At 63.2% G+C, this 24735-nt stretch carries 21 protein-coding genes; 9 read left to right on the forward strand and 12 right to left on the reverse strand.

Going from position 1 to position 24735, the window contains the following annotated elements; all coding sequences use genetic code 11:
• Positions 1-22: 22 nt before the first annotated feature.
• Entirely contained in the window at positions 23-307 is a 285-nt protein-coding gene (locus D1Y85_RS01350) for a DUF3325 domain-containing protein (protein ID WP_124149223.1), read from the reverse strand.
• Positions 304-1950, reverse strand: a complete 1647-nt coding sequence (locus D1Y85_RS01355) for a PepSY-associated TM helix domain-containing protein (protein WP_221410259.1) — start codon at positions 1948-1950, stop codon at positions 304-306. The genes D1Y85_RS01350 and D1Y85_RS01355 overlap by 4 nt, the downstream gene beginning before the upstream one ends.
• 428 nt (positions 1951-2378) lie before the next feature.
• Here D1Y85_RS01355 and D1Y85_RS01360 point away from each other — a divergent pair, with 428 nt between their 5' ends.
• From D1Y85_RS01360 to D1Y85_RS01370, 3 genes are read left to right on the forward strand one after another with little or no spacing between them, the layout of a single operon-like run.
• Complete coding sequence (locus D1Y85_RS01360) at positions 2379-3074, forward strand: energy transducer TonB (RefSeq protein WP_124149224.1); 696 nt, start codon at positions 2379-2381, stop codon at positions 3072-3074.
• A gap of 47 nt (positions 3075-3121) precedes the next feature.
• Positions 3122-3841 (forward strand): MotA/TolQ/ExbB proton channel family protein, encoded by a 720-nt coding sequence (locus D1Y85_RS01365; RefSeq protein ID WP_124149225.1) that lies wholly within the window; start codon positions 3122-3124, stop codon positions 3839-3841.
• A gap of 15 nt (positions 3842-3856) precedes the next feature.
• Positions 3857-4276 carry an ExbD/TolR family protein gene (locus tag D1Y85_RS01370; protein ID WP_124149226.1) on the forward strand — a complete coding sequence of 140 codons (420 nt, stop codon included), beginning with the start codon at positions 3857-3859 and terminating at the stop codon, positions 4274-4276.
• Positions 4277-4489: 213 nt separating this feature from the next.
• Here D1Y85_RS01370 and D1Y85_RS01375 read toward each other — a convergent pair whose 3' ends face one another.
• Entirely contained in the window at positions 4490-4777 is a 288-nt protein-coding gene (locus tag D1Y85_RS01375; protein WP_124149227.1) for a hypothetical protein, read from the reverse strand.
• A gap of 394 nt (positions 4778-5171) precedes the next feature.
• Between D1Y85_RS01375 and D1Y85_RS01380 the strand changes: the two genes are divergently transcribed.
• Both D1Y85_RS01380 and D1Y85_RS01385 read left to right on the forward strand, forming a co-directional pair.
• Positions 5172-5843, forward strand: coding sequence for a DedA family protein (locus D1Y85_RS01380; RefSeq protein ID WP_124149228.1), 672 nt, complete (start codon positions 5172-5174; stop codon positions 5841-5843).
• A gap of 47 nt (positions 5844-5890) precedes the next feature.
• Complete coding sequence (locus tag D1Y85_RS01385) at positions 5891-6922, forward strand: AI-2E family transporter (RefSeq protein ID WP_124149229.1); 1032 nt, start codon at positions 5891-5893, stop codon at positions 6920-6922.
• A gap of 44 nt (positions 6923-6966) precedes the next feature.
• On the opposite strand, the gene D1Y85_RS01390 is transcribed toward D1Y85_RS01385, so the two are convergent.
• The 9 genes from D1Y85_RS01390 to D1Y85_RS01430 form a co-directional block, all read right to left on the reverse strand.
• Positions 6967-7707, reverse strand: coding sequence for an amino acid ABC transporter ATP-binding protein (locus D1Y85_RS01390; protein WP_124149230.1), 741 nt, complete (start codon positions 7705-7707; stop codon positions 6967-6969).
• Complete coding sequence (locus D1Y85_RS01395) at positions 7704-8420, reverse strand: amino acid ABC transporter permease (protein ID WP_124149231.1); 717 nt, start codon at positions 8418-8420, stop codon at positions 7704-7706. The genes D1Y85_RS01390 and D1Y85_RS01395 overlap by 4 nt, the downstream gene beginning before the upstream one ends.
• 10 nt (positions 8421-8430) lie before the next feature.
• Positions 8431-9126 (reverse strand): amino acid ABC transporter permease, encoded by a 696-nt coding sequence (locus D1Y85_RS01400; RefSeq protein ID WP_124149232.1) that lies wholly within the window; start codon positions 9124-9126, stop codon positions 8431-8433.
• Positions 9127-9205: 79 nt separating this feature from the next.
• Positions 9206-10054, reverse strand: coding sequence for an ABC transporter substrate-binding protein (locus D1Y85_RS01405; RefSeq protein ID WP_124149233.1), 849 nt, complete (start codon positions 10052-10054; stop codon positions 9206-9208).
• Between the two features lie 297 nt (positions 10055-10351).
• Positions 10352-12760 (reverse strand): penicillin-binding protein 1C, encoded by a 2409-nt coding sequence (pbpC, locus tag D1Y85_RS01410; protein ID WP_246024729.1) that lies wholly within the window; start codon positions 12758-12760, stop codon positions 10352-10354.
• 16 nt (positions 12761-12776) lie between these two features.
• Complete coding sequence (locus tag D1Y85_RS01415) at positions 12777-17936, reverse strand: alpha-2-macroglobulin family protein (RefSeq protein WP_246024750.1); 5160 nt, start codon at positions 17934-17936, stop codon at positions 12777-12779.
• A 601-nt stretch (positions 17937-18537) separates the two neighbouring features.
• Entirely contained in the window at positions 18538-19737 is a 1200-nt protein-coding gene (locus tag D1Y85_RS01420; protein WP_124149235.1) for a GGDEF domain-containing protein, read from the reverse strand.
• Positions 19738-20334: 597 nt separating this feature from the next.
• Positions 20335-20640: a HigA family addiction module antitoxin gene (locus D1Y85_RS01425; RefSeq protein WP_124149236.1), complete on the reverse strand. Its 306-nt coding sequence runs from the start codon at positions 20638-20640 to the stop codon at positions 20335-20337.
• Positions 20641-20651: 11 nt separating this feature from the next.
• Complete coding sequence (locus D1Y85_RS01430) at positions 20652-20930, reverse strand: type II toxin-antitoxin system RelE/ParE family toxin (protein ID WP_124149237.1); 279 nt, start codon at positions 20928-20930, stop codon at positions 20652-20654.
• Positions 20931-21190: 260 nt separating this feature from the next.
• Here D1Y85_RS01430 and ribBA point away from each other — a divergent pair, with 260 nt between their 5' ends.
• From ribBA to D1Y85_RS01450, 4 genes are all read left to right on the forward strand, one after another.
• On the forward strand, positions 21191-22357 hold the full coding sequence (gene ribBA, locus D1Y85_RS01435) for a bifunctional 3,4-dihydroxy-2-butanone-4-phosphate synthase/GTP cyclohydrolase II (RefSeq protein WP_124149238.1): 1167 nt from the start codon (positions 21191-21193) through the stop codon (positions 22355-22357).
• A gap of 72 nt (positions 22358-22429) precedes the next feature.
• Positions 22430-22948, forward strand: coding sequence for a 6,7-dimethyl-8-ribityllumazine synthase (gene ribH, locus D1Y85_RS01440; protein WP_124149239.1), 519 nt, complete (start codon positions 22430-22432; stop codon positions 22946-22948).
• The gene (gene nusB, locus D1Y85_RS01445) at positions 22945-23379 is read left to right on the forward strand and encodes a transcription antitermination factor NusB (RefSeq protein WP_124149240.1); all 435 of its coding nucleotides are present in this window, start codon (positions 22945-22947) and stop codon (positions 23377-23379) included. The genes ribH and nusB overlap by 4 nt, the downstream gene beginning before the upstream one ends.
• 115 nt (positions 23380-23494) lie before the next feature.
• A complete protein-coding gene (locus D1Y85_RS01450; protein WP_124149241.1) occupies positions 23495-24688 on the forward strand; it encodes a pyridoxal phosphate-dependent aminotransferase in 1194 nt (397 codons plus the stop codon).
• The last annotated feature ends 47 nt before the right edge of the window (positions 24689-24735 follow it).

A 24735-nucleotide genomic window follows, 5' to 3' on the forward strand; every position in this document is an offset into this window, starting at 1 on the left:
GCGAAACAGGGTGGCTGATCGATCAGCTGGCGTCGGACCACCGCCCCCACGCGATGAGCGCGCCATATACGGTCCCGGCCGCAACGCTGGTACTGCCGCTGAACGCGACTAGGCCCAGCGCCCAACCCTGATCGGCGACGACGAACGCGAGCGCGATCCCCAGCGAGCACCCGCCCGCGCCGCGCAGGCAACGCGAGTGCGCAGCCGGAAGCGCCCGTCCCAGGAGCGCTTCCTGGTGACGCGCCATCGCCATTGCAAGGCACCCAAACGCGCCGACGCACAGAAGTAACGCAAGCAGCCGCATCATGTGCTCTCCTCGTGCAGCGCAGTCACGGCGCGGCGCTTGTGGGGTTGCAGCACGCGCGGGCGGTGTCGCGACGTACGCACGGCGAGCGCGCCGTGCAGCGCTGCCAGCGTCCATATCGTCAGATCGAAGCCCGCATAGACCCAATCGCCTTCGGCCACGCTGCGCCAAAGCGGGCGCTGGGTCGTCAGGGCGTTGAGCACCGGCAACAGCGCGAGCAAGGCGCTCGCGAACCACAGCAGTTCGATCCACGCGCGCCGGGCGGGTCGAGCTAGCGCGTAGAGCAGCGTGGCGGCCCAGATCGCGAAAAACGCGTCGACTTCGACGTCCGAGCGGGCGGCCAGCGACGCCGGCAACAGCCGGTTGCTCCACAGGAAGCCCGCCATCGCGATCGAGAGACCCGCGATGCTCGCGATGTTCAGACGCTCGACCAACCGGAAACCGAAGTCGGGCCGCACGGGATCGGGCAGTTTCTGGCGACGTTTCACGGTCCACATTACGAGTCCTGTGCCGACCATGGCCGTGCCCGCGAGGCTCATGAGGAAATACAGCCAGCGCAGTGGCAGATCGCCAAAGCGTCCCATGTGCAGCGCGTACAGTACGCCGCGCGTTTGGGCTGCCCGGCCGACGCGGTCCTGCACGTCGAGCAGCGTTCCATTTGCGCCGTCGAACAGCAGGTATTGCGGGCTCGTCGATACACGCGCGGCCGTGCCTCGCGTGATCACCACGCGCGCTTTCGCGTCGCCGGGGTTCGTCACCAGCACACTCGCGACACCATTGCGGCCCCAGCGAGCCTCACCTGCCCGCACCATCGCATCGACGGGCGCGAGCGCAGCCTTCACGCCCGACCGCCCGACCGGCTCGATGAATGTGCTCAACTGCATGTCCAGCGCATGCTGCTGGGACGGTGTCCTCACCGCGAGCTGCACGCCCCAGGGCATGTACATCGTCATCAGCGTGACGAGTCCCGTGTAGGTGATCATCAGGTGAAACGGCAGGCCGAACACCGATAGTGCGTTATGCGCATCGAGCCACGCGCGCTGGCCCTTGCCCCAGCGAAACGTAAAGAAGTCCACGAAGATCTTTTTGTGCGTGATGACGCCGCTGATAATCGCGGTCAGCATGAACATCGCGCACAGGCCCGCGAGCCAGCGGCCCCACACTGCCGGTAGATAGTAGAACTGATAGTGGAAGCGATAGAAGAAGTCGCCGCCGAGTGTGTCGCGTATCGCGGGCTTCATGCCGGTCGCAGGATCGAACGTCGCGCTCTGGAAGGCCTGCTGACCCGGCTGCGGATGCGGCGCGAGCCAGAACGCACTGACGACGTTGCTGCGTGCCGTCGGCAGTTGCATGAACCACTGCGGACTGTCCGGCGCGACGGTGCCGAGCGTGATGCTCACGCGCCTGGCGGCGGTCGCCGCATCGGGGGGCTCGTGGTCGAACGCGAGTTCCGGGCGCATCCATTGCGAAATTTCGTCCCTGAAATAGCTGACGGTGCCGGTCAAGAACATCGCGTAGAGCAACCACCCGGCCAGCAAACCCGCCCACGTATGCAGGCCGGACATGCTTTGCCTCGCGCTGCGTCCACGACGCGCAAGAAAGACCGCAATCACCGTACATGCGTACACGATGAAACTCGCGAGCATGCCGGTGATCGCCGCTTGCGTCGTGCCGATCGGGAGCACGAGCGCCACGACGCTCGCGAGCGCGCCGAGCGCATAACCGCCGAAGACGGCGCCCACTATGCGCGCCGTCATGGGCCTTGCCCGACGCGCGCGATCGAACAGCGCGCTCATGCCGACCTGGCCGTAGTGTCGGCAGTAAAGCGTGTCGATGGCAGGCGCACCGTCCAGTCCGGTTGCATCCGTTCTCCTGCAAGAGAGTCATGAAGGCGGCTCGTGCGCGAATCGCACCCGGCGCAAAAGCCCAGGAGCTGAATCTTACCGTAATGCGATTGCGAATGATTCGCATTTTGTATAATATTTCTCGGCCGGCAGTGAGCCGGACTGTGCGCATCCCTGCGTAGACGACGTTCGACACCCCTGCTTCATCCCTGGAATTGAGTACACAGCCCATGTTTTTTGCTGCCGGAGCGGATCGCCGCGTCGCCACAGCAATCGCCCTCGTCGTGGCACTGCACGCGATGCTGATCGCAATCGTGCTGACACGACGTGACGCCGCCGCGCCAGTCGCGCTCGGCTCGCACGCGATCGCCGCCGAACTGCTTCAGCCCGACCCGGTTGCGGTTGCAGCCGCAGTCAATTCGCCGCCGACACCGCCAAAACCGGTCCAACGCGTCGCCCCCGCAAAACCCGCGGCGCGGCCAATGGCGCGCCCGATGCCACTGCCCGTCGCACAAGCACCGTCGGAACACCAGAACGAGACGCCCGCGCAGGCAGGTCCGACACCGACCGCTGCCGCGCCTTCAGTTCCTGAAGTGTCGCAGCCTGCCGCCGCCGCTCGGGGCAAGCCGACGATGGAATTGAGCGCACCGAAAAACGTGCCGCACCTCGACTGCCGGATCGCGCAGCCGGATTACCCGATGCTCTCGAAGCGGCGTGGCGAAACCGGCACCGCGTCCGTGGGCTTCGTGGTCGGCCTGAGCGGGCAGATCGAGGACATCCAGCTCAAAAAGAGCAGCGGTTACAGCCGTCTCGACGACGCCGCACTCGCAGCGATGCGTGATAGCGCGTGCAAACCGTATATGGAAAACGGCGAACCAGTGCGTGCCGCCTACACTCAACCTTTCGACTTCAGTCTGCATAACTAAGGATGAGTGAGGCTGTGAATCTCACGAATTGAAAAGAGGAAGGAAAAATGCAGAACTACGGTATCGCCCACGTATGGGAGCAAGGCGAATTCGTGACACGCGGCATCGCGCTCACGCTCCTGATCATGTCGGTGCTGTCCTGGTGCGTGATCGTCGCGAAGGGCTGGAACGTCGTGCGCCTGAAGCGACTGACGAAGAACGCTGAAGAGCGGTTCTGGCATTCGGACAATTTCGCCGACGGGGTGCAGAAGCTTGGCCACGACAACCGCGAAGACAATCCATTCCTCGCGCTCGCGCTGTCGGGTCAGGAGGCCGCCGAGCATCATCACCAGACGCAGCCGCATCTGCACGACCGGATGGACGTGTCGGACTGGTTGACGCGCTGCCTGAAGGACACGATGGACGACGCGGTCGCGAAGATGCAAGGCGGCCTCGCGGTGCTCGCGTCGATCGGCAGCACGGCGCCGTTCGTCGGTTTGTTCGGCACCGTGTGGGGCATCTATCACGCGCTGATGACGATTGGCGCAACCGGTCAGACGTCGATCGACGCGGTCGCGGGGCCGGTCGGCGAGGCACTGATCATGACCGCATTCGGCCTGTTCGTCGCGATCCCGGCTGTGCTCGGCTATAACGCGCTGACTCGCGCGAACAAGGCAATCGTCACGAAGCTGAACCGCTTCGCGCATGGCCTGCACGCCTACTTCGTGACGGGCACGCGACTGTCGTCGGCGAAGGGCAACGTGCGGGTCGCCGCGAGCGGCCAATAACCACGGAGGTTTTCGATGGCGATGAATGCCTTTTCCAGCGACGAAGACGATGGCGTGATGAATGAGATCAACATGACGCCGCTCGTCGACGTCATGCTGGTTCTTCTCATCGTGTTCATGGTGACGATTCCGGTGATTCGCCACGCGGTGAAGATCGACCTGCCGCACGCGAGCAGCCAGAAAGAGGACGCGAAACCGGCGCAGGTCAACGTGTCGATCCAGCAAGACGGCTCCGTGCTTTGGAACGGCGAACCGGTTGACTACAACGCGCTGCACCTGAAGATCGCAGCGGCTGCGCACGCATCGCCGCAGCCGGAGCTACATCTGAATGCGGACCGGCGAGTCGCCTATGAACACGTCGCGCAATTGATGTCGGCCGCGCAGCGTGGTGGTCTTTCGAAGATCGGCTTCGTCACAGATCCAGCGCGGCGCTAACGCGGTGGCGCGTCTTGAGTCTGAGCCCGAGCTAGTCGCGGTCGGACGTGGGGATTTCCGGCCTGGTTGAGTTGCCAGTGACGCGCTCCCTGCGTACCTCGCAGACCTGATCCTCCAACGCTCCCCGACGAAAAGAGGCATACATCCAACGGAGAAAAAACTGCGCGGATCAGGACAGGCTCGGCGCACCACTGTGGCGGAGCCTGCAACTCCCTAGCGCACCTTTGCCGCGGCGATGGAATTTATCGATTCCTGCGGAGGGGGAATCAGGTGAGCCGACGGCGACACCATTTCGGCAAGCCGCTGCGCGTCCTCCGGTCGGCGCTCGGCTGAATGTGCACGCATGATCGACTCCCAGGCGAAGTAGGTGCCGACGGCATAGTCCTGGCAGCTTCTACGCTCCACTTCGGAGGACGCAACATGAGCCCTTTTGAGTTGCAGTGCAATCTCGGCCTCGACTGCGGCAGTCAGTTCTGTATAACTCCAACTTTGCGCGTCCATGTCGACCTCCGACTGCAGCGGCTTGTGTTGTGCGTCGCCCGAAACGACATCGACGCGAAGCGCCGCCGCTTCGCGTCCCAAAACGCCTGAGTTAATTTGTAGGTCAAAAACGGCGAAACTGCTAGCCGCTGGGCAGAAACGGCACGTCGACGACGCAATCGCACAGTGGCAGTTCGCCTGTACGCCGCTCCAATCAAACGCCCCGAATTTCCTGAAGCTCCTGGCAAGACGAATGCCGATCTGATCGGCACGGGCAAGGCCAACCCTTCAGTAAGCTCGGGTTTTGCGTGGCTCGCGTGCGGCGAGCCCCCCCCCCGCCGGCCGCACGGAGCGAGACTGCCGCGCGCTTGTCGCTATACTGACCGCTCGACCAACCGACACGTACCGGGCGAGCATGGCCACGTTCGTGCAATTCGTACTGCAACTGGACCAGGACCTCGAAGCACTGCTGGTCCAGCATGGAACGCTGGCCTACGCGATCCTCGGAGCGTTCATCTTCTGCAGTGTCGGCGTACTACCGCTCGTCTTTCTGCCGGCGGACATGCTGCTGTTCCTCTCCGGCGCACTCGCCGCCGTCGGCGTGCTGCAGCCCGTGTGGCTTGCGCCGGTGGTGGTCGCGTCCGCGGTGGCTGGACAAGTGTTCAACTATTGGCTCGCACGTGCCATCGCAGCGGTATGGCAGCCAAAGAGCGGTGGCTGGATCGACAAGCTGACTGCGCGAACGCGCGCGCTCTACGCGCGTCACGGCGCCGCGCTGCTGCTGTACTCACCCTTCATCGCAATCGTCCGGGCGGTCGCGCCCGCGCTCGCCGGTGCGACGAAAATGCCGTTTCGCCGCTTCGTGCGTTTCGCGAGCGCGGGTGCAGTGATCTGGGTATGCACACTCGCCGGGCCCGGTTATTTTTTCGGCAACGTGCCGTGGGTCCGTGCGCACCTGCCGGCTGCGATGGCGATCGTGATAGGCGCGGGTGTCGTCGCGCTGGTCGTCGGCGTGCTGTGGCGAGGACGACGCAAGCGCCGTACCGCCGATCCGTCGCTATCCGGCGAAGAGTCCCGCTGCGACTGACGCAGCGGCCCGCAACCCGGCAGGCAACGCTGCTCGCAGGGGGACGCATGAACGAGGGTCTGCTGAAATGCACATGCGCGGCCGTGCTCGCCACGCTGCTCGGATGGGGGCTCTACGTCGGCCGCTCCGTACTGGTGCCGATCGCGTTCGGCATCATCGCAACGTACGTGGTCTTCGGTCTCGCCAACCTGCTGTGCCGCATTCCCTACGTCGGCAAACGCCTGCGGGCCGGCCTGCGCTACACGATCGCGGCAACGCTGATGCTCTTCACCGTCTACCTGTCGGTCGACCTGCTGCTATCCGACAAGGACCGGCTGATGGCGGTCGCGCCGAAGTACGAGGCGACGCTGCTCGTGCTGCTCACGAAATTCGCCGCGCTGCTTCACATCGAAACCGAAGCGAGCTGGACTGCGATCCGCCGCGATCTGCTGGCGAGCGTCGACGTGCAGGCGATCATTACCACGATGTTGTCGTCGGTATCGTCGCTGCTCGCGGCGATCATCGTCGTGCTGCTTTACGCGACGTTCTTTCTCATCGAGCACGCTAAATACCGCCGCAAGCTCGTGAACTTCGCGGAAGGGTCGACGCGCATCGTGTCCGTCATCGACGAGATCAACTCGAAGATCGGCGTCTATCTCGCGATGAAGGCCCTGCTCGGTGCGATCCTCGGCATCGTGAGCTGGATCTGCATGCGCTTCATCGGACTTGAATTTGCGGAGCTGTGGGCCGTGCTGATCGGCCTCCTGAACTTCATCCCGTATGCGGGCTCGTGGATCTCGGTCGCCGTGCCGACGCTGCTCGCCGCGCTGCAGTTTGGCCAGTTGAGCGAAGCAATCGTGCTGTTCATGTTGCTCACGACCGCGAATTTCGTGGTCGGCCACCTCCTCGACCCGTGGCTGATGGGCGGCTCGTTGAACCTGAGTCCCGCGGTGATCCTGATCAGTCTCGCCGTGTGGTCGTCGATCTGGGGCATCGCGGGCGCCTTTCTTGCCGTGCCGATCACCGTCGGTCTGATCATTGCATTTTCTGCATTTGAATCGACGCGTCGTTTTGCAGCTCTCCTAACCAATGACGGCTGATGCCGTTCGCACACAGGGATGTAATTCCGGCAAACCAGCGCGACTCAAAGCGACGCGGACGCCATACGGATATCCGAAATGAACCGCCTGGCGCGCGGATGCTCAGGCCGAGCGAAAAACCGCTCCGGTGTGGCGCGCTCCAGTATTTCGCCGTGATCCATGAACAGCACCCGGTCGGTCACTTCGCGCGCGAAGCCCATTTCATGCGTCACGACCACCATCGTCATGCCGTCGCGCGCAAGGCCTTTCATGACCTGCAGAACCTCGCCCACCATTTCCGGATCGAGCGCGGAGGTCGGTTCGTCGAACAACATCACGGGCGGCTGCATCGTCAATGCACGCGCGATCGCCACGCGCTGCTGCTGGCCACCCGACAACTCCGATGGGAACGCGTTCGCTTTGTGCGCAAGTCCCACCCGATCGAGCAGCGCCAGCGCACGCTCGCGTGCCTCCTGCCTCGTGGCGCGCGTCAGGTGCACCGGCGCGATCGTGCGATTTTCGAGCGCGCTCAGATGCGGAAACAGATTGAACTGCTGGAACACGAAACCGATGTGCGAGCGAAACGCATTGATATCGAGCCCGCGACGATGGATATCGTCGCCGTCCAGCACAATACGTCCCGAGTCGATCGGCTCGAGCCGGTTAAGCGTGCGGATCAGCGTCGATTTACCCGAACCCGACGGTCCGCAGACCACCGCGACCTCGCCCTTGGCAAAGGTTTCGGTGATATTGACCAGCGCGTGGTATCGACCGTACCACTTGTTGACGTTGTCGAACTTGATCATGAGGTGGCCATGGCCGATGCGTTGTACACGGTCTGGCGTGCAGACCGGTGCTCCAGCCAGAACGCAAACCGCGAAAGGGAAAAGCACAGTACGAAGTAAGTCAAGCCGAGGATCAGGTAGATGGACGTGGGATAGATGAATACCTGCGTATTGATCTGCGTGGCCACGAAGGACACTTCCGCCAGACCAATGATGTAACCCAGCGACGTCTCCTTGATGGTCGAAATGAACTGGTTGACCAGCGAAGGCAGCATATGACGCAGCGCCTGCGGCAGGATCGCGAGACGTATGGCGGCGAACCACGGCAACCCGAGCGAGCGCGCACTCTCCATCTGGCCGCGCGGCAGGCCCACAATGCCGGCGCGCACGATTTCGGCCAGGTAACAGCTATCGAACAAGACCAGCGCCATCAGCATCGTGGCGAACTGCCCCGTCTGGATACCCGTGACGCTCGGCAGGAAGAAGTACGCCCAGAACACCACCATGAGCAGCGGAGTGCCGCGCACCACGAACACCAGCGTCGTCACTGGCCAGCGCAGCCAACGCCACGGGCTTACGCGGGCGAGTCCGAGCAACAGACCGAGCGGCATCGCGAGCAACAGGCCAAACGTTGCCAGCACGAGGGTCAGTGCAAGCCCACCCAGCGGCCCTTGCGGAAAGCGGCCGACCAGAAAATAGAGCCCGTACGTCCGGATCACGTCGATCAACGTCATGTCGGAATCCTTATGATGCGCGCGGTGGGAAGTAATGGTGATACCCGCTCGCGAGCACCGAGATCAGCAGCGACACCGCCAGATAGCTCACCGTCGCGAACGTGAAGGCCTCGAAACTGCGAAACGTGGCACTTTCCACCTTGGCTGCCTGATACATGAGTTCCGCCGTGCCGATTACGGTGGCGATGCTTGTGTCCTTCCAGATGTTGAGCGTCTGCGAGAGCAACGGCGGCACGGCGACGCGCAGCGCCTGCGGCAGCACGACGAGACGCATCGATTTGAGCCACGGCAGGCCGAGCGCGCGCGCTGCCTCGAACTGAACGGTCGGGACAGCGCGAATACCGCTGCGCACGTCTTCGGCGATAAATGCGGCGTAATACAGCGTGATCGCGACCACCGCTGCGATCGTTTCGACGTCGTGCGCATAGAGCCATTGCCTGGCCGCATCGGGAAGCAGCTCGGGGGCGCCGAAGTACCAGAACAGCAGATGCGCGAGCAGTGGCACATTGCGCTGCGACTCAACGAACACGCTACCGAGACCACGTACCGGCGCGAAGGGCGATAGACGCGCGAGCGCTATCAACGTGCCAAGCGGCAGGGCGAGGACAAACGTCGCGCCCAGCAAGGTCAGCGACAGCCGTAGACCGGCCAGCAACATCGCCTGGTACGGGCCCGAGAGCAGGATCGACAGATCGAATGACGGCATGGAAAGACGTAAAACGATAGAACGGCGGCAGCCCACCATCGAAGCGCCTGGTGAGCTGCCGCAGATGAGACGGTGCCGGTTAGCCGGTGACCTTGTCGTCGTCGATCTTGTCGGTTTCGATCCTGAAGTTGCGCGGGCCGAACTTCAGCTTGCTGTCCTTCCCGTACCACTTGTCATAGAGTCGATTCGCCTCGCCCGACGCTTCCAGTTCGCGCAGTTCGCCATCGATGGCCGTCTTAAGCGCCGGCTCGCCCTTGCGGACACCCAGTGCGAGCGGTTCCACGTTCAGGTTCTGCGGCAGGATTTCATATTCGGAAGCGCGCGGGCCGAGCTTGTGGACGTCGTCATACAGTGACGATTCGTCGTTCACGTAGGCCACGCCCTTGCCTTGCTGCAACGCCTGGAATGCCTGCTGGGTGGTCTCGAATGTGATGACCTGCGCCGTCGGCACCACGCGCAGCAGGTTAGGTACCTGCGTGCCGCCCTTGACCGTCAACACGCGCTTGCCGGCCAGATCAGGGATGCTGTGGATACCGCTGGACTTCACGACCAGCACCTTCGATCCGGTGATGAAGTGCGTCAGCCCGAAATCGATCTGGGACTCGCGCTCCTTGTTGTGCGTGAGCGAGGCCGCCAGCACATCGACATGACCCTGCTGCAGTTCGGGAATACGCGCGGCCACTGAGAGTTGCTTGAATACCGGCTTCACGCCGAGCTTCTTCGCCACATCCCTGGCAAGATCGATCTCGTAGCCGATATAGTCGCGCGTCTGAGGATCGATGAAACTGTTCGGCTCATCGGTACCGAGTACGCCGAATACGATTTCACCCTTCTGCTTGATGTCGGCGAGCTGGTCGGCATGAGCGGCCGCGGTACCGACCGCGATGACACCGGCGACAAGAACCTTAAGCAACGGCGGAATACGCATGTGATCTCCATTTCTCGTTAAGTGGACGGAGCCACTCTATGGCGCGGGGCACCAGAAGGGAACGAAGAAATTGGGATAAACAAATGACACACGCTCACGCACAAAGTCATCGGATGACCGAAGACGGGACGCGATGGTATTTCCAACGGTATGCGCGCCGGCCGCGGACGCCCTCGTTCTGCTGCACGAGCGTTCGCAATCAGACTCAGCATGTGCGTGAAAGGGACGTTGTCAGCGTCTGCGCCCGAAAAACGCGCGTGAGCCGCGTGAGCGCGAACTGAGCGACCTGTCGACCCGCTACCGGGCCTCGATCGTCACGCGATCGTATCGCCCGCTTTCATCGAACGCAGTAATCGCATATTCACCCGGCTTAGGGAACTGCACGGTCCATCCGCTCGCGGCCGCGGCGCGCCCAGCAAGCGTCCCGTTCACGAGCCAGCCGACGACACCCCGCGCGCCGATCACACCCAGATGTACCTGCGGCGCAGCGGCGCCATACGCACTCCGGACGACCTCACCTGAACTTGCGCCGGTAATGGCGAGGCGCCCTGCACCGCCAGCCGGCGGCGCACAGCCAGGCGCCCAGCGCGGCGGATCAAGCCGACGGCTCCGTTCATCGAGCCATGGCTCGAGCGCCACAGGCCACAACGGGCTTTCTGCTTGCCGCAACGGATGATCCGTACAGTCCGACGTTGCGCGCAGTCCAGTCACGGTGTCGATGGTGTAACGCAGGATCGGCTCGCCGCCGCGAACCGGATCGGGGAAGGTGGGTGGGGCCACGCCGGCGAGCAACCATGCCCGGCGCTGCACGGCGCACAGCGCGTCGGGCTGCGCGCCAACGACATTGCCAAGCGGCCAGCAGATCTGAGCCTGAGTCACGTCCGGCGGCGGTGCGCGGTGCGACGTCACGACGGCATCCGGCAGCGTCGAGAAGATGCTCATCATCAATGGTGTCGCCGCGTTCGCACCGAAGTAGCCGGGGTTCGGGGTTCCGTCCGGCCGCCCGATCCATACGCCCACCGTATAGCGATCCGTCACGCCTATCGACCACGCATCGCGAAAGCCAAAGCTCGTCCCCGTCTTCCATGCGATGCCACGCGACGTGCCGCGCTCTCCGATCGCGCGCCCAAGCGGGCCGCCGGTCTCGAGAATATCGCGCACGATGTACGCGGCGCCGGCGCTCATCATGCGGTGCTCGTCGAGCGGCGCATCAGGCGTGAGGCGCGGCGAGCCTGCCATTCCACCACGCGCAAGCGATGCATAGGCACCCACCAGATTTTCGAGCGTCGTATCGGCGCCACCGAGAATCACCGCGAGATTCGGCGTTGCCCCGCGCGGAAAGCGTAGTTTCAGGCCACCCTGCCTCAGCTTGCCGACGAAGCGGTCCGGGCCGTATTGATCGAGTACCTGCACCGCCGGCACGTTCAGTGAACGCGTCAGTGCTTCAGACACGCTCACTGCGCCGCTGAACGACTGCTGAAAGTTGCCTGGTTGATAGCCGCCAAACGACTGCGGCACATCATTTAGCAGGGATTCCGAATCGATTATCCCGGCGTCGAGCGCAAAGCCATAGAGAAAGGGCTTGAGCGTAGAACCCGGCGAACGCCATGCGCGCACCATGTCGACGTGGCTCGCGCGTTCGAGATCGCTGAAGTCTGCCGAGCCAGCGTAGGCGCGGACTTCGAGCGTCGCATTGTCGATGACGAGCGCCGCGCTCGACGCGTGGCGCGGCAGCGTGCGCACGCGCTCGAGCAACAGCGCTTCGACCGTGCTTTGCAGATCCGCGTCGATCGTGCTCGTCACGCGCAGCTTGCCACGCGCACCGCGCCTCAGCCGTTCCGCCAGCAAGGGCGCGAGCATGGGCTCGCGGATCGTCTGCGCATAAACAGGCTCGGTAAGGGCATCGGCGATATCGGGCGCCGGCCAACGATCCGCCATCCGGTGCAGCACTTTGTCCCGTGCCTGTCGAGCCCGTTCGGGATAGCGGTCGGGACGCAGCAACGATGGCGCTTGCGGCAGCACCGCGAGCATCGCGGCCTCGGCGTGGCTCATATTCGAAGGCGGCTTGCCGATATAGGCGCGGCTCGCCGCATCGACACCTTCGAGCACACCGCCCATCGGCGCGTAATTCAAATAGAGCGAGAGAATTTCCCGCTTCGAGAAGTGCGCCTCGAGTTGAAGCGCGCGCAGGATCTGGTGCAGCTTGCCGGCCATCGTGTGTGGCGTCGGATCGATCATGCGTGCAACCTGCATCGTGATCGTCGAGCCGCCCGACACAATGTGACCGTGCCGTATCCACTGCGCGCCAGCCCGCACCAGCGCGAACGGGTTGATGCCCGGATGCCACCAGAACGCCCGGTCCTCATAGCCGATGACCGCCTCAACGTACAGAGGCGAAACCTGGGTAAGCGCGACGGGATTGCGCCAGATATACAGCTTGTCCGGAAACGCGCGCAGCGGTGTGCCGTCGCGCGCCGTGACGATCAGCGAGAACGGCGCGGAGCGCCCCGGCGTCGGCAGCGGATATAGACGGTCGGCGGCGATTGCGAAGAGGCCGATCACTACGCCAACCGATGCGCCGATCCGCAACGCGCGCGACGCACGTGCACGGACCAGCAGGCGTCGCATGCTGCGACGCAGACAGGCGCAGCGACCTGCCCAGCGCGAGCGCACGGACGCCGTCGTGCGGTCCCCGTCGTTAGACACGATCCGCTGCTGAAAGTCAGTTGGCCGGGTTGGCCGTCGCCGACGCAGCGCGGGCTTGCTCGGCCGCCCCAGAAGAGCTGGGCTCGTTCGCCGCGGCAGCGGTCGCGGCCGGCGTAGCACTGTCGACGATCGTCATTTTCGTCTGCGGATCCAGCACGCCGAAGACATCCGGCCGGTACATGTCCTGCGCAAAGACCGGCGGCACCGTGTACTGCCCCGGCGTCACGACGCGAGCACGGTAAAACAGATCTTGATCGCCCCAGCCGAGCTTCACCGCGGCAACGAACCGATCATCGCGGAACTCGACGTGCTGGATGCGGTTGCTCTGCATCGCCTCGTTCACATCGGTGCCGCCAACCTTGAGACTATCGCCGTTTTCGCCCTGAACCAGGTTTGCGTTCTCGATTTCGAGGCCGGCCGGTATCCGGTCGACGACGAGCGCCGAGGCCGTCACGTAGGAGTCTGCGCGCACGCGCAGATGGACGAGCACCGTATCGCCGACCTTTAACGGCGCGTTGCCGAGCGGGGCACCGTTGGCCTTCAGATACTCGCGTACCAGCGAGAATTGCGCGCTGCCACTAGCGGGTGCCTTCGGCGTTTGCACTGGGTTGCCGCTCAACGAGAGCTCCACGAACAGGCGCTGATCCGACGGATTCGTCACGGTCAGCCCCTGAGCCAACTCCGTCGCGCTGACATCCGCGAACTGTGTCGTCGCACTGTCGACGCTACGCGTATTGCCCGCGCTGGTGATCGTTGCGCGCCACGGCTTCGGCTCTTGCGACCCCAGCGACTGGCCAAGGCGGAACAGCGCGAGACGCTCCTGCGTGCTGTAATACTCGCCCCTCGCAGCGAGCGCACCCTGCACGCGACCCAGCAACGTCGCCGCATCCGGCGCCTTGATGTGGTCGCGATCGAGCAGAACATACTGCATCGCCAGGTCACGCACATCGCTGCCGTAGTCCCACCACCAGTAACCCGTCCGGCGCTCCATCTTGAGCCCCTGCGCGATCGCCTGCTGGCTGCGCGCAGTGTCGCCCATCAGGTTCAACGCGATGCCAAGCTCGACGAGCGAAAGTCCTGAGTTGGCCTGCGCACGCTGATCGAACAGCAAGCGCAGCGTCGCGATCGGTGCACGGCGCTCTCGTGCGAGCACATACCCGGCCTGTACGAGCCCCTCGTAGGCGCGGTTGTTTCGCGTGTAATCGTCGATGAGGCGACGCAGTTCGTCAGGCGTCGCGACACGCGCGGGCAACGGTGTAATCTGCGCGCTGCCCTCCTGCAAACCGCGCAGCAGATAGTCCATCGCCTTGTTGTAGAGCGCATCGGGCACGGTGAAGCCTTGTGCGCGCGCGTCCTGGAGAAAGCCGGTCACATAGGTGGACAGCCAGAAGTCGTCCTGCGCGCCGCCCCACAGGCTAAAACCGCCGCGAGCCGACTGGTAGCCGCCCAGCTTGCCGAGGGCGAAATCGATCCGCTGTGCGCGCTCGTCGCGCGTGTAGACCTTGAGGCCGTAGCGCCGCGCCGCCGCCTCGTCGACATAAAGCCACGGATAGGCGCTGCTCGTTGTCTGCTCGGCACAGCCGTACGGATATTCGAGCAGCCACTTGACGGCCGCCTTTACATCGATCGGCGGCAAATTCGACCCGAACAGGTGAGCCGACAGCGAGCCCGGATAGAAACCCATGACGGCCGGATCGCGAATCGTGATCGTCGCGCCTGGATCGACCGTGTAGCGCAGCGTCTTCTGTGTCGACGGAGTAGGCGCTTCGACTTCGAGCGCGTAGTGGCGAGTGATCGCGACGCCCGCGCCCAGCACCGACACGTCGATCGCATGCAGGCCGACCTGCTCGCCGGCATCGACGCTATAGCGCAACGTCGTTTTCTGCTGAGCGCGCAATGTCACTTCACGCGAGCCGTTCTGCACGCTGAGGCCGCCCTGTGCCTTCACGTCGACCTTGAACGTTCCGGCGCCGCCTGTGAGGTTCTGCAGGTCAAGCGCGAACGTCGAGCGATCGCCGAAGTTCAGATAGCGCGGCATCGACAGCTCGGCGATCACCGGCGCGGCCACGACCAGCTCCTGACTCTGGCTGCCGAAACGGTCGGCAGTCGCAACAACGGCTGAGAGGCGCAGCGTGCCGTTGAAATCGGGCAGCGTGAGCGGAATCTCCGCTTCGCCGTTCGCATCGAGCGCGACAGGGCCAGTGAACAGGTCGACGAGCTTCACCTTCTTCGGCAGATCCTGGGTCGTCTTCGGCGCGGTGTCGCCACCCCACTTCAGCTTGCCCTTCTTGCCGGCCATCTTCTCGATCAGGCGGCCGTAGATGTCATGCAGGTCGGCGCCGTATGCGAGCTTGCCGAAGAACGCCTCGAACGGATCGGGAACCGAAAATTTTGTGATGTTGAGAATACCGACGTCGACGGCCGCCAGCGTCACCATCGCGTTCTGCCCTTTCGCCGCCGGCACCTTCACCTTGACCTTCACGACGGACTCGGACTTCACCTTCGCCGGCGCTTCGATCGTCATATCGAGCTTTCGGTCCTGGCGCGCGAGCGGTAGCTGAATGAGGCCGAGTGCGCGCGTCGGCGTGACGAGGTCGCCTTCGTTACCGGGACGCAGCACCATGACGTTCACGTACAGATCGTGCCGCTGCCACGCCCGGTCGACCGGAATGTCGACTGTGCGGCTCGCGCCGTCGATCTTCACGCGCTTCGTCCACAGCGTGTGATCGCCGTCGACCGTGATCAGCGCCGTGCCAGCGTGCGGCGGCGTGATCGTCAGGTGCGCCGTGTCGCCGCTCTGGTACGCATCGCGGTCGAGCTTCAGCGTCACGCGGTCAGGACGCTGGCCCGCCTGTTCGTCGCTTTGCGCGTTCCAACCCGCGTAGAAGCGATAACGCTGCGTCAGTCCAGTGGCCGCGTCGAACAGTTCGAGGCGGTAGCGTCCATATTTGACAGGCACACGCACCTTCGCGCGGCCGCTCGCGGGCGTGTCCACCACGCCCGTATAGGTCAACTCGTCTGTTTCCGTAAAGCCGGAATTCCAGCCGCGCTGATCGTCGAATCGCCAGTAGTAGTCGCGGTTCTCGCGGAACATCCTCACCTGCAGGCCTTTTGCGGCCTTCAGGTTACCGGCCTGGTCGACACGGATCACCTCGAAATCAGCTGGGGAGTTTTCGGGCGCATAGTCGCCCGCGAAGAGGGGACGTACGCCCGTCATAACCTGCGCCGGCCAGATCGTGCGCTCGATGTTGCGCACGACGGGGCGACCGCCTGTTTCGAGCAAGCTCAGTGTCGCGCGCACGGTAACCGGCGAATGCGCGTTTGCGGCTGGTTCGGTGGCAATGTCGAATGAGCTCTTGCCGTCATCGTCGAGCGCCTGCTCGTCGAGTTGCTGGCGTACCTTCAGCGTGTCGTCGTTCGCATCGCCGAACTCGAAGCCCGGGTAGCGCGTCTGGAGCGGATTCCGGTCGCGCGAGAATTCCGCGACGCCAAGCAGACGGTTGCCCGCGGCAGGGGCGCCGTACAGGTACATGCCGGTGACGTCGACACGGAACGCCTGTCCTGGCGCGAGGACGGCCGACGGACTCGTCAGATCGAGCTTCATTCGCTCCGGCAGAAATTCTTCCACCTTGAAGGCGACCGTCGCACCCGGCTCCTTCGCGGCCGGATCATTGCGCAGTTCGAGCGACCAGTTGCCCGTGGGCGCGTCGCCCGGCAGCGTGATCTTCTGCTGGTAATAGCCGGGTCGCCCCGGCACCGGCTGCCAGGTCGAAACGAACTGGGTCTTGCCATCGGCGCGACGCAACTTTGCCTGCAGCGCTTGCGGCGGCACAGGTTTGCCATCGGCATCGCGTGCGAGCACCGACATCGTGAAGGTCTCGCCCGGACGATAGAGGTCTCGTCCGCTCCACGCAAAAAGCCGCACGGGTTTGAAGTCGGAGCCCGTGATCTCGAACTCGCCGAGATCGAGCGCCGCTTCGCGTACCGACAGCACCGACATCTGTCCGTCCTTCTGCGCGAGCACGAGTGCCGCGCCGTCGGGCTGCTTCGCAAACGACGCATGGCCGTCGCCGTCCGTCTGCCCGCGCGCGAGAACTTTGCCCTGGTGGTCGAGCCACGTGATGTCGACGCCCGACACAGCGCCGCCATCGATCAGCGAGCTGACGAAGGTTTCGGCCGCATGGTCGAAGAGCCGCAGGTGCAGGCCGAGGTCGCTGACGTAGTAGTAGGTGGTCTGGTATTCGTAGCGGAAGCGCCCTGGCTGGGACATCACGGCGACATAGATGCCGGGCTCCTTCAGCGCCTTGATCGTTTCGACGGGAAGGTACGTGACGCTGCGCTTGTCCGTCTTTTGCTCTGTCAGGAAGCGTCCCTGATAGACGCTATCGGCCATCTTGTGCAAGCGATCGAGCGACCAGAGCGATACTGCGCCGTGCAGATCATCTTGCAGGTCCGGGTCGCCGCGATGGCTGCGGTCATCACTTTCGTCGCCACCATCACCGCCATCGCCCGAGACCTGCGACGACTGATTGCGTGCGAGCATTGCGTCGACGAAGCGCGGCAACTGGTCCGGCCGCACACGCATGAACTCCACGTCGACTTCAGGCACATTCACGGTGATCACCGGCAGACCGCCGCTCTCCTTCGCCGGCAGCACCATGCCGCGGCTCGCGAAGTAGAACGCCGGCGAAACGGCCGGCGTGTTGATCGAATAGCGCACTTCGCGGCCGAGCTTGCGGCCGTCCTTGCCTGTCAGCGTGTCCTGAATCTGCACGACATAGCGAGTCAGCGGCTCGACGTGCGGGAAATAGAGCATGCGTGGATTGTCACCGACAACCCACGCGCCGGACACGGGAACGCCGCCAGCAAGATCCGTCTGTTCCGCCGATGCGCTGACCTCGCTCGCCGCTGAGGCGCCCTGCGCACTTCCGGCGTCGCTGTCGTATTCGTCGCTGTCGTCCTGTCGAGCCGTTATCGGTTTGTCCTTCGGCGGCATCTTCATGACGCGCACGACCTTGTCGTAGTCCGTGCGGGCGTCGAGCGGCTGGGAAAACGTCAGGGCAAGCGCCGGATGTCCGTCGAGTTCGCGGTTCGCGGCATCGACCACGGTGAACGGCGTGTTGGGGTCCGCTTCTGCATCGGCGTCTTGCGGGGAACTTCCGTGCAAGTGACGCACCACTGCCCAGATGGCCAACGTGCACGCGATCAACAGAAGAGCGACGACAAATCCACGCTTATAGCGCTTGTACATAAGACCCCACGGCGAAATCATCAACAACGCGAACGCGCTGGCAATTTATTTAGTATTGCGATACTAGCATTCGAAATTGTCTCGATAACTCTGACTTATACGAAATACCACGATTCGCCGTTAGGAATATTGATTTATTTTATTGAGTCAACCCGCCGGCCACTCGGTCACTTACGTATTCTTTATATTTTTATTACGAGACGAAAATTTATAGCATCGAGCAACCGGAACGGTCGAGCCGCCGATGGGTACGTGCGTTGTGCATCAGGCGTACGATCGCCGCATCTCGAAATGACGCGTGCCTCAGGACGGCTATCGATCGTTTAAGGGATCTCCTCTTTGGCGGATGGACCACCGGCCGTCGTTTCACTACAAGGCGTTACGGATCTGATTTGCCAACAGAAATTCTGACAGAATGCGGTCGCACTCCACATTCACGATACCGTTATCCCTACAGGAAATAGCCGCCCCGCCGCACCAATATTGGGAGCGGCGTCTACGCGCTTAAAGCACTTGCGTTACGCATTTAAGCCGGCGTATCGCGCGCGCCCCACGCCAGATGCTCGACACGGTTGCGTCCAAGCGCTTTGGCACGGTAGAGCTGCTCATCCGCTAAAGCAACGGCATCGGCTGAAGTCGTCGAGCCCCCGCACTGCACCGTCACAGCGCCCAAACTGGCGGTAATGTGGTGCGCCGTCTGGGACGTCTCGTGAGGTATCTCGAGATCGGCAATGCGTGTGCGGATTCTTTCGGCAACGCCACACATTGCTTCAGCATGAACCTCAGGCAACAGGACAATAAATTCCTCGCCGCCATAACGCGCGACAAACTCGCTCGTCGAGCGACAAACTTCCTTCATAACCTGAGCGATCTGCTTAAGACACGCATCGCCGGCTACGTGGCCATATGTGTCGTTGAAAAGCTTGAAGTGGTCGACGTCGAGCAGGATTACAGAAAGCGGGGCGCCCGATCGTTTGAGGCGCGCCCACTCCGACTCCAGAATCTGGTCAAACCACAAGCGATTGCCGAGTCCGGTGAGACCGTCGGTATTCGCGCGTAACGCCAGTTCCCTCGCCCTCTCGGTCAGCAAATCGACGAGAGCCTCATTTTCGAACTTCAACCTCAAAGCGCGACGAAGCGAGCGGTTGAAATTTCGCGCGACCAGGCTGACGAGAACGAAAAAAATGAGGCTGTACCCGGCAAGCACCATCTGAGTGGCCTCGCCGCTTGACGCCAGGACACCAACCATCGGCAGAATGGCTGGAATGGAGAAGGCGAAAAAAGCTGGCATGACCGCACCGAGTGTGATTGCGCCGCCCATCACCATCGCCTGAATTGCCGTGATAGTCAGCTCTGCGCATATCACGTCGGGCGCGTTGTTTAACAACAGGGCACCGAATCCCCACGCGATCCCCGACAGCCCGACGGAAAGGGCGTACCAGTTTCCAGCCCTTTCCGAAAAACCATGTACCGCAACGAAACCGCGAAACCAGCGGGTCAGGTAAATGCGAATCACAATCGTTGCGTAGACAACGACAAGCCAGGGGATGGCTATCGTCTGCCTGTCGCGCCAAAAGAAAGCGCCGGCGACTAACAGGCTACCTGCACCACTTCCAAGGAGAGGAATAGCGGCATTGCCCAACATGTGCCTGAACATCGCCCACCCGATACGCTTTTCCATATCGGTATCGGCCGCATTATTCGATGCGATATTTTTGGATGTCACGTGAATATCTCAAGCACTTCTGGATTCCCAACCACTTCCAGCCAATGGATTTGCTACTTCTTTTGTTCCATAAATGCCCGTCGCGCGTCTTCGTCCAACTCTTCCAGCACCGATTTATTTTTTTCGTTAATCAATTTTTCAACGCACTCCGTAATTGAGCATTCAAAATACGAGGCGAGTCGCTCCAGATTTCTCTTGGTCGAGATCAAGATCAGACATTGCAGTCGCTCACGACGCCCGCCAACTCCAAGGTGGCGCGCTCGGTATCTACGTTGCCTTTCTGAATTTGAATATGACATAACCAACGTTCATGTGTTCGACTGCCTGGTTACACCCACTGCAGTAACCATGTTTGGTTATCGGCTCCTTCGCTGTAAAAAATAGGGGAATATTGTGTTACGCAGTAACGTTACCGCGTAGCGGCGCGTTCACTTCGAGCGCAAAAGGGGTGCCGCTGCTGGGGCAAACGGCGTCATCATGCAGGTGCGTTTCCGGCGGACGCACGTACCGCGGTGTACTCGGCTTCACGTTCCTGGACGAGTCGTTCCAGCCCGATTACGTTGCACTCCTGTCGGATACGGCATCGCCGCCATGCGCTCAGGCGTGTTCCGCCCGGACCAGCGGTTTGATGCGCGCAAGTACGTCCTGCAGTAGCTCACGTGCGCGCTCCGTATCGTAATGGGCCTGCAGTTCCATCCAGCTGCGCGCGTCGGTGCCGAAATAGACGGCGAAGCGCACCGCCGTGTCGGCTGTGATCGCGCGCTTGCCGAGCACGATCTCGTTGATGCGGCGCGGCGGCACGCCGATCGCCTTTGCGAGCGCGTACTGGCTAATGCCCAAGGGCTTGAGCCAGTCTTCTGACAGAATCTCGCCCGGCGTCGCAAGCGGAACTTCCCGTACCATGTTGATGCTCCTTAGTGGTAGTCGATGATGCGAACCCCCGATGCGTCGCCGTCCGCAAAATGGAAGCAGATCCGCCATTGCACGTTAATGCGCAAGCTGTACCACCCGGCGAGGTCGCCTGACAGACGCTCCAGGTGATTGCCCGGCGGCGCCCGAAGAAACGACAGCGTGACGGCGGCATGGATCTGCTGCAGCTTGCGAATCGCCACCCGTTCGATGAGGACGAAGCGGGCGACCCGGCGCCCGAAAAAAAGCGCCTCGGTGTCTCGGCATGCAAACGAAGTAATCATCGTGAATAGTAACGCCTTACGTTAATAACGTCAACCGTTACTATTGTGCCGGCCGCGTCTTGCGCTGCCCAGCTAGCCTTTCGGCCAACGCTGGCGCGTGGCTCCCCCTATGCAGCGAGCCGAAACACGGCAAAAGCGCGACGCACGACCATGGCTGCGAGACGGCCGTGGGGCGGATCAAAACGGTTCCCGCCAGCATCTACGGCGACGCGCAAGCCCGCGTGGCGTAAAATATGCGCTTTCCAGAACAGATCCCAAGAATGAGCCTCGCCACCACCCCTGAAATCATCGCCGAGCTGAAAGCCGGCCGGATGGTGATCCTCGTCGATGAAGAAGACCGGGAAAACGAGGGCGACCTCGTCATCGCTGCGGAGTTCGTTACGCCGGAAGCCATCAACTTCATGGCGAAGTACGGGCGCGGCCTGATCTGCCTCACGCTCACCCAGGAGCGCTGCAAGCTGCTCAACCTGCCGCTCATGACATATCGCAACGGCACGCAGTACGGCACCGCGTTCACGGTCAGCATCGAGGCGGCCGAAGGCGTGACGACGGGCATCTCCGCCGCCGACCGCGCCCGCACGATCCAGACAGCCGTCGCGCACGACGCGCGCGCCGAGCACATCGTCCAGCCGGGCCACGTGTTCCCGATCATGGCTCAGCCGGGCGGCGTACTCGTGCGCGCGGGCCACACCGAGGCGGGCTGCGACTTCACGGCGCTTGCGGGCCTCACGCCGGCTGCGGTGATCTGCGAGGTCATCAAGGACGACGGCACGATGGCGCGCCTGCCGGACCTCATCGAGTTCGCGCAGCAGCACGACCTGAAAATCGGCACGATCGCCGACCTGATCCACTACCGCAGCCGCACCGAGTCAATCGTCGAGCGCGTCGCGGAACGCACCATGCATACGGCGCACGGCGCCTTCCGCGCGATCATGTACGTCGATCACCCGACAGGCACTCCGCACATCGCGCTCGTGCGCGGCGAGCCCACACCCGGGCAAGACACGCCGGTGCGCGTGCACGAGCCGCTCTCGGTGCTGGATCTGCTGGAGACCGGAGCATCCACGCACTCGTGGACGCTCGACGCCGCCATGCGTGAAATCGCTGCACGCGATCTCGGCGTGATCGTCATGCTCAATTGCGGCGATACCAAGGAACATCTGATCGACGTCTTCAAGGCGTTCGACCAGAAGGAGCGCGCAGAGGCGCTCGCGCGCCGTCCGGTCGACTTCAAGACCTATGGCGTCGGCGCGCAGATTCTGCGCGAGCTCGGCGTGGGCCGCATGCAGGTGTTGTCGAAACCGCGCCGCCTCGGCAGCATGTCGGGTTACGGGCTCGAAGTCACCGGCTTCGTGCCGATGCCCGGCAGCAGCACCGAAGCGCCCTGTCCGCCTGAAGGCGCCGATCGCAGCGCGGCGCGCGCCTGACCGGCAACCACCGGGCAACCGCCACGCGCCCTCCTACTCGTCACCACGCTTAACCGAACCTACGGACACCACATGGAAATCGGACAATACCAACCGAACCTCGATGGCGACGGACTGCGCATCGGCATCGTCCAGTCGCGCTTTAACGAACCCGTCTGCAACGGCCTCGCGGACGCTTGCATCGAAGAACTCGAACGCCTCGGCGTGACGGGCGAAGATGTGCTGCTCGTCACTGTGCCCGGCGCGCTGGAAATCCCGCTCGCGCTGCAAAAGCTCGCGGAAAGCGGCCAGTTCGACGCACTGATCGCGCTCGGCGCGGTCGTGCGCGGCGAGACCTATCACTTCGAACTCGTCTCGAACGAGAGCGGCGCGGGCATCTCGCGCATCGCGCTCGACTTCGGCGTGCCGGTCGCAAACGCCGTGCTGACGACCGAAAACGAGGAGCAGGCGGTCGCGCGCATGACCGAGAAGGGTCGTGATGCGGCGCGCGTCTCGGTCGAGATGGCGAACCTCACGGTAGCGCTCGAGCAACTCGACGGCGGCGACGACGACGAGGACGAAGACGAGGAAGACGAAGAGGAACGCCAATGAAGAGCGCGCGTCGCCGCTCCCGCGAACTGGCCACGCAGGGGTTGTATCAGTGGCTGCTGTCGGGTGTGCCCGCCGGTGAAATCGATGCGCAGCTGCGCGGTTCGCAGGGCTATGACAAGGCCGATCACGAGCATCTGGACGCCATCCTGCACGGCGTGATCCGCGAAGCGGACACGCTGTCGGCCGCCATCGCACCGTGCCTCGACCGCCCGATCGAACAGCTCTCGCCCGTCGAACGTGCCGTGCTGCTCGTCGCGACTTACGAGCTGACGCATCACGTCGACATCCCGTACCGCGTCGTGATCAACGAAGCGGTCGAGCTGGCGAAGACGTTCGGCGGCTCGGACGGCTACAAGTACGTCAATGGCGTGCTCGACAAACTGTCGGTGCAGTTGCGCGCCACGGAAACCCAGGCCGCACGCAGATCGTGAAGCAGGAGGCTGCGGAGCGTGCCGCGTGCGCGCCGTCCGCACCTTGTCGTTGTTTGAGGGTCCGCGCCCGCGGACCCGCCGGCACAGCCGGTGAGCAAGAACTGGAATCCCCCGCATGAATACCGTTGCCGAACCGCTCCTGCGGCTTGCCGCGCGCGTTGACGCGATCCAGCCGTTCTACGTCATGGAACTGGCGAAAGAAGCGGCGAAACTCGAACGCGCCGGACGCGACATCATCCACATGGGCATCGGCGAGCCGGACTTCACGGCCCCCGGACCCGTTGTCGAGGCGGCCGCAGCAGCGCTACGCCGCGGCGTCACCCAGTACACGAGCGCGCTCGGCATCCACCAGCTTCGCGAGGCGATCGCCGCGCATTATCAGCACGCGTATGGACTGACGATCGATCCGGCGCGCGTGGTGGTCACGGCGGGCGCCTCGGCGGCGCTGCTGCTCGCGTGCACGGCGCTCGTCGATCGCGACGACGAAGTGCTCATGCCCGATCCGTGCTACCCATGCAACCGCCACTTCGTGACCGCGGCTGAAGGCAAGCCCGTGCTCGTGCCGAGCGGCCCGGAAGCGCGCTTCCAGCTGACTGCCGCCGACGTCGAGCGCCTCTGGACGCCCCAGACGCGCGGTGTGTTGCTCGCATCGCCGTCGAATCCAACGGGTACCTCGATCGAACCCGACGAACTGCATCGCATCGTGCGGACCGTGCGCGCGCGCGGCGGGTTCACGATCGTCGACGAGATCTACCAGGGCCTGAGCTATGACACGCCGCCGGTCTCGGCACTATCGTTCGGCGACGATGTCGTGACCGTCAACAGTTTCTCGAAGTACTTCAACATGACGGGCTGGCGTCTGGGCTGGCTGGTGGTGCCGCCCGCACTGGTCGGCGCGTTCGAAAAGCTGGCGCAAAACCTGTTCATCTGCGCGTCGGCGCTTGCGCAACACGCGGCGCTCGCGTGCTTCGAGAAGGACACGCTGGCGATCTACGAGTCACGCCGCCTCGAATTCAAGCGGCGCCGTGACTTCATTGCCCCCGCTCTCGAATCGCTGGGGTTTTCCGTGCCGGTGATGCCCGATGGCGCGTTCTATGTCTATGCCGATTGCACCCACGTGGCGCACCCGGCTGCAGGCGACAGTGACGCCCTGACCCGCGCCATGCTTCACGACGCAGGTACCGTGATGGTGCCGGGCATGGATTTCGGCGAGAGCGCGCCGCATCAGTACGTGCGGCTTTCGTATGCGACCGCATACGAGCGGCTCGAAGAAGCCGTGGATCGGTTGCGCAAGTTGTTCAACCGCTGACCGTAGCGTCGCGCCGATCGCGCGGACAAACGAAAAAGGCACCCGAG

Source organism: Paraburkholderia dinghuensis (assembly GCF_003837865.1).
Lineage (GTDB): Bacteria > Pseudomonadota > Gammaproteobacteria > Burkholderiales > Burkholderiaceae > Paraburkholderia > Paraburkholderia dinghuensis.

Bases quoted from the DNA above. Each gene is read 5' to 3' on its own strand.
- ribBA (WP_124149238.1), top strand. From the start codon at position 21,191: ATGAGCCTCGCCACCACCCCTGAAATCATCGCCGAGCTGAAAGCCGGC.
- D1Y85_RS01405 (WP_124149233.1), bottom strand. From the start codon at position 10,054: ATGCGTATTCCGCCGTTGCTTAAGGTTCTTGTCGCCGGTGTCATCGCG.
- D1Y85_RS01355 (WP_221410259.1), bottom strand. From the start codon at position 1,950: ATGCTCGCGAGTTTCATCGTGTACGCATGTACGGTGATTGCGGTCTTT.
- D1Y85_RS01400 (WP_124149232.1), bottom strand. From the start codon at position 9,126: ATGCCGTCATTCGATCTGTCGATCCTGCTCTCGGGCCCGTACCAGGCG.
- D1Y85_RS01380 (WP_124149228.1), top strand. From the start codon at position 5,172: ATGGCCACGTTCGTGCAATTCGTACTGCAACTGGACCAGGACCTCGAA.
- ribH (WP_124149239.1), top strand. From the start codon at position 22,430: ATGGAAATCGGACAATACCAACCGAACCTCGATGGCGACGGACTGCGC.
- D1Y85_RS01395 (WP_124149231.1), bottom strand. From the start codon at position 8,420: ATGACGTTGATCGACGTGATCCGGACGTACGGGCTCTATTTTCTGGTC.
- nusB (WP_124149240.1), top strand. From the start codon at position 22,945: ATGAAGAGCGCGCGTCGCCGCTCCCGCGAACTGGCCACGCAGGGGTTG.
- D1Y85_RS01370 (WP_124149226.1), top strand. From the start codon at position 3,857: ATGGCGATGAATGCCTTTTCCAGCGACGAAGACGATGGCGTGATGAAT.
- D1Y85_RS01375 (WP_124149227.1), bottom strand. From the start codon at position 4,777: ATGGACGCGCAAAGTTGGAGTTATACAGAACTGACTGCCGCAGTCGAG.
- D1Y85_RS01350 (WP_124149223.1), bottom strand. From the start codon at position 307: ATGATGCGGCTGCTTGCGTTACTTCTGTGCGTCGGCGCGTTTGGGTGC.
- D1Y85_RS01360 (WP_124149224.1), top strand. From the start codon at position 2,379: ATGTTTTTTGCTGCCGGAGCGGATCGCCGCGTCGCCACAGCAATCGCC.
- D1Y85_RS01450 (WP_124149241.1), top strand. From the start codon at position 23,495: ATGAATACCGTTGCCGAACCGCTCCTGCGGCTTGCCGCGCGCGTTGAC.
- D1Y85_RS01430 (WP_124149237.1), bottom strand. From the start codon at position 20,930: ATGATTACTTCGTTTGCATGCCGAGACACCGAGGCGCTTTTTTTCGGG.
- D1Y85_RS01365 (WP_124149225.1), top strand. From the start codon at position 3,122: ATGCAGAACTACGGTATCGCCCACGTATGGGAGCAAGGCGAATTCGTG.
- D1Y85_RS01385 (WP_124149229.1), top strand. From the start codon at position 5,891: ATGAACGAGGGTCTGCTGAAATGCACATGCGCGGCCGTGCTCGCCACG.
- D1Y85_RS01425 (WP_124149236.1), bottom strand. From the start codon at position 20,640: ATGGTACGGGAAGTTCCGCTTGCGACGCCGGGCGAGATTCTGTCAGAA.
- D1Y85_RS01390 (WP_124149230.1), bottom strand. From the start codon at position 7,707: ATGATCAAGTTCGACAACGTCAACAAGTGGTACGGTCGATACCACGCG.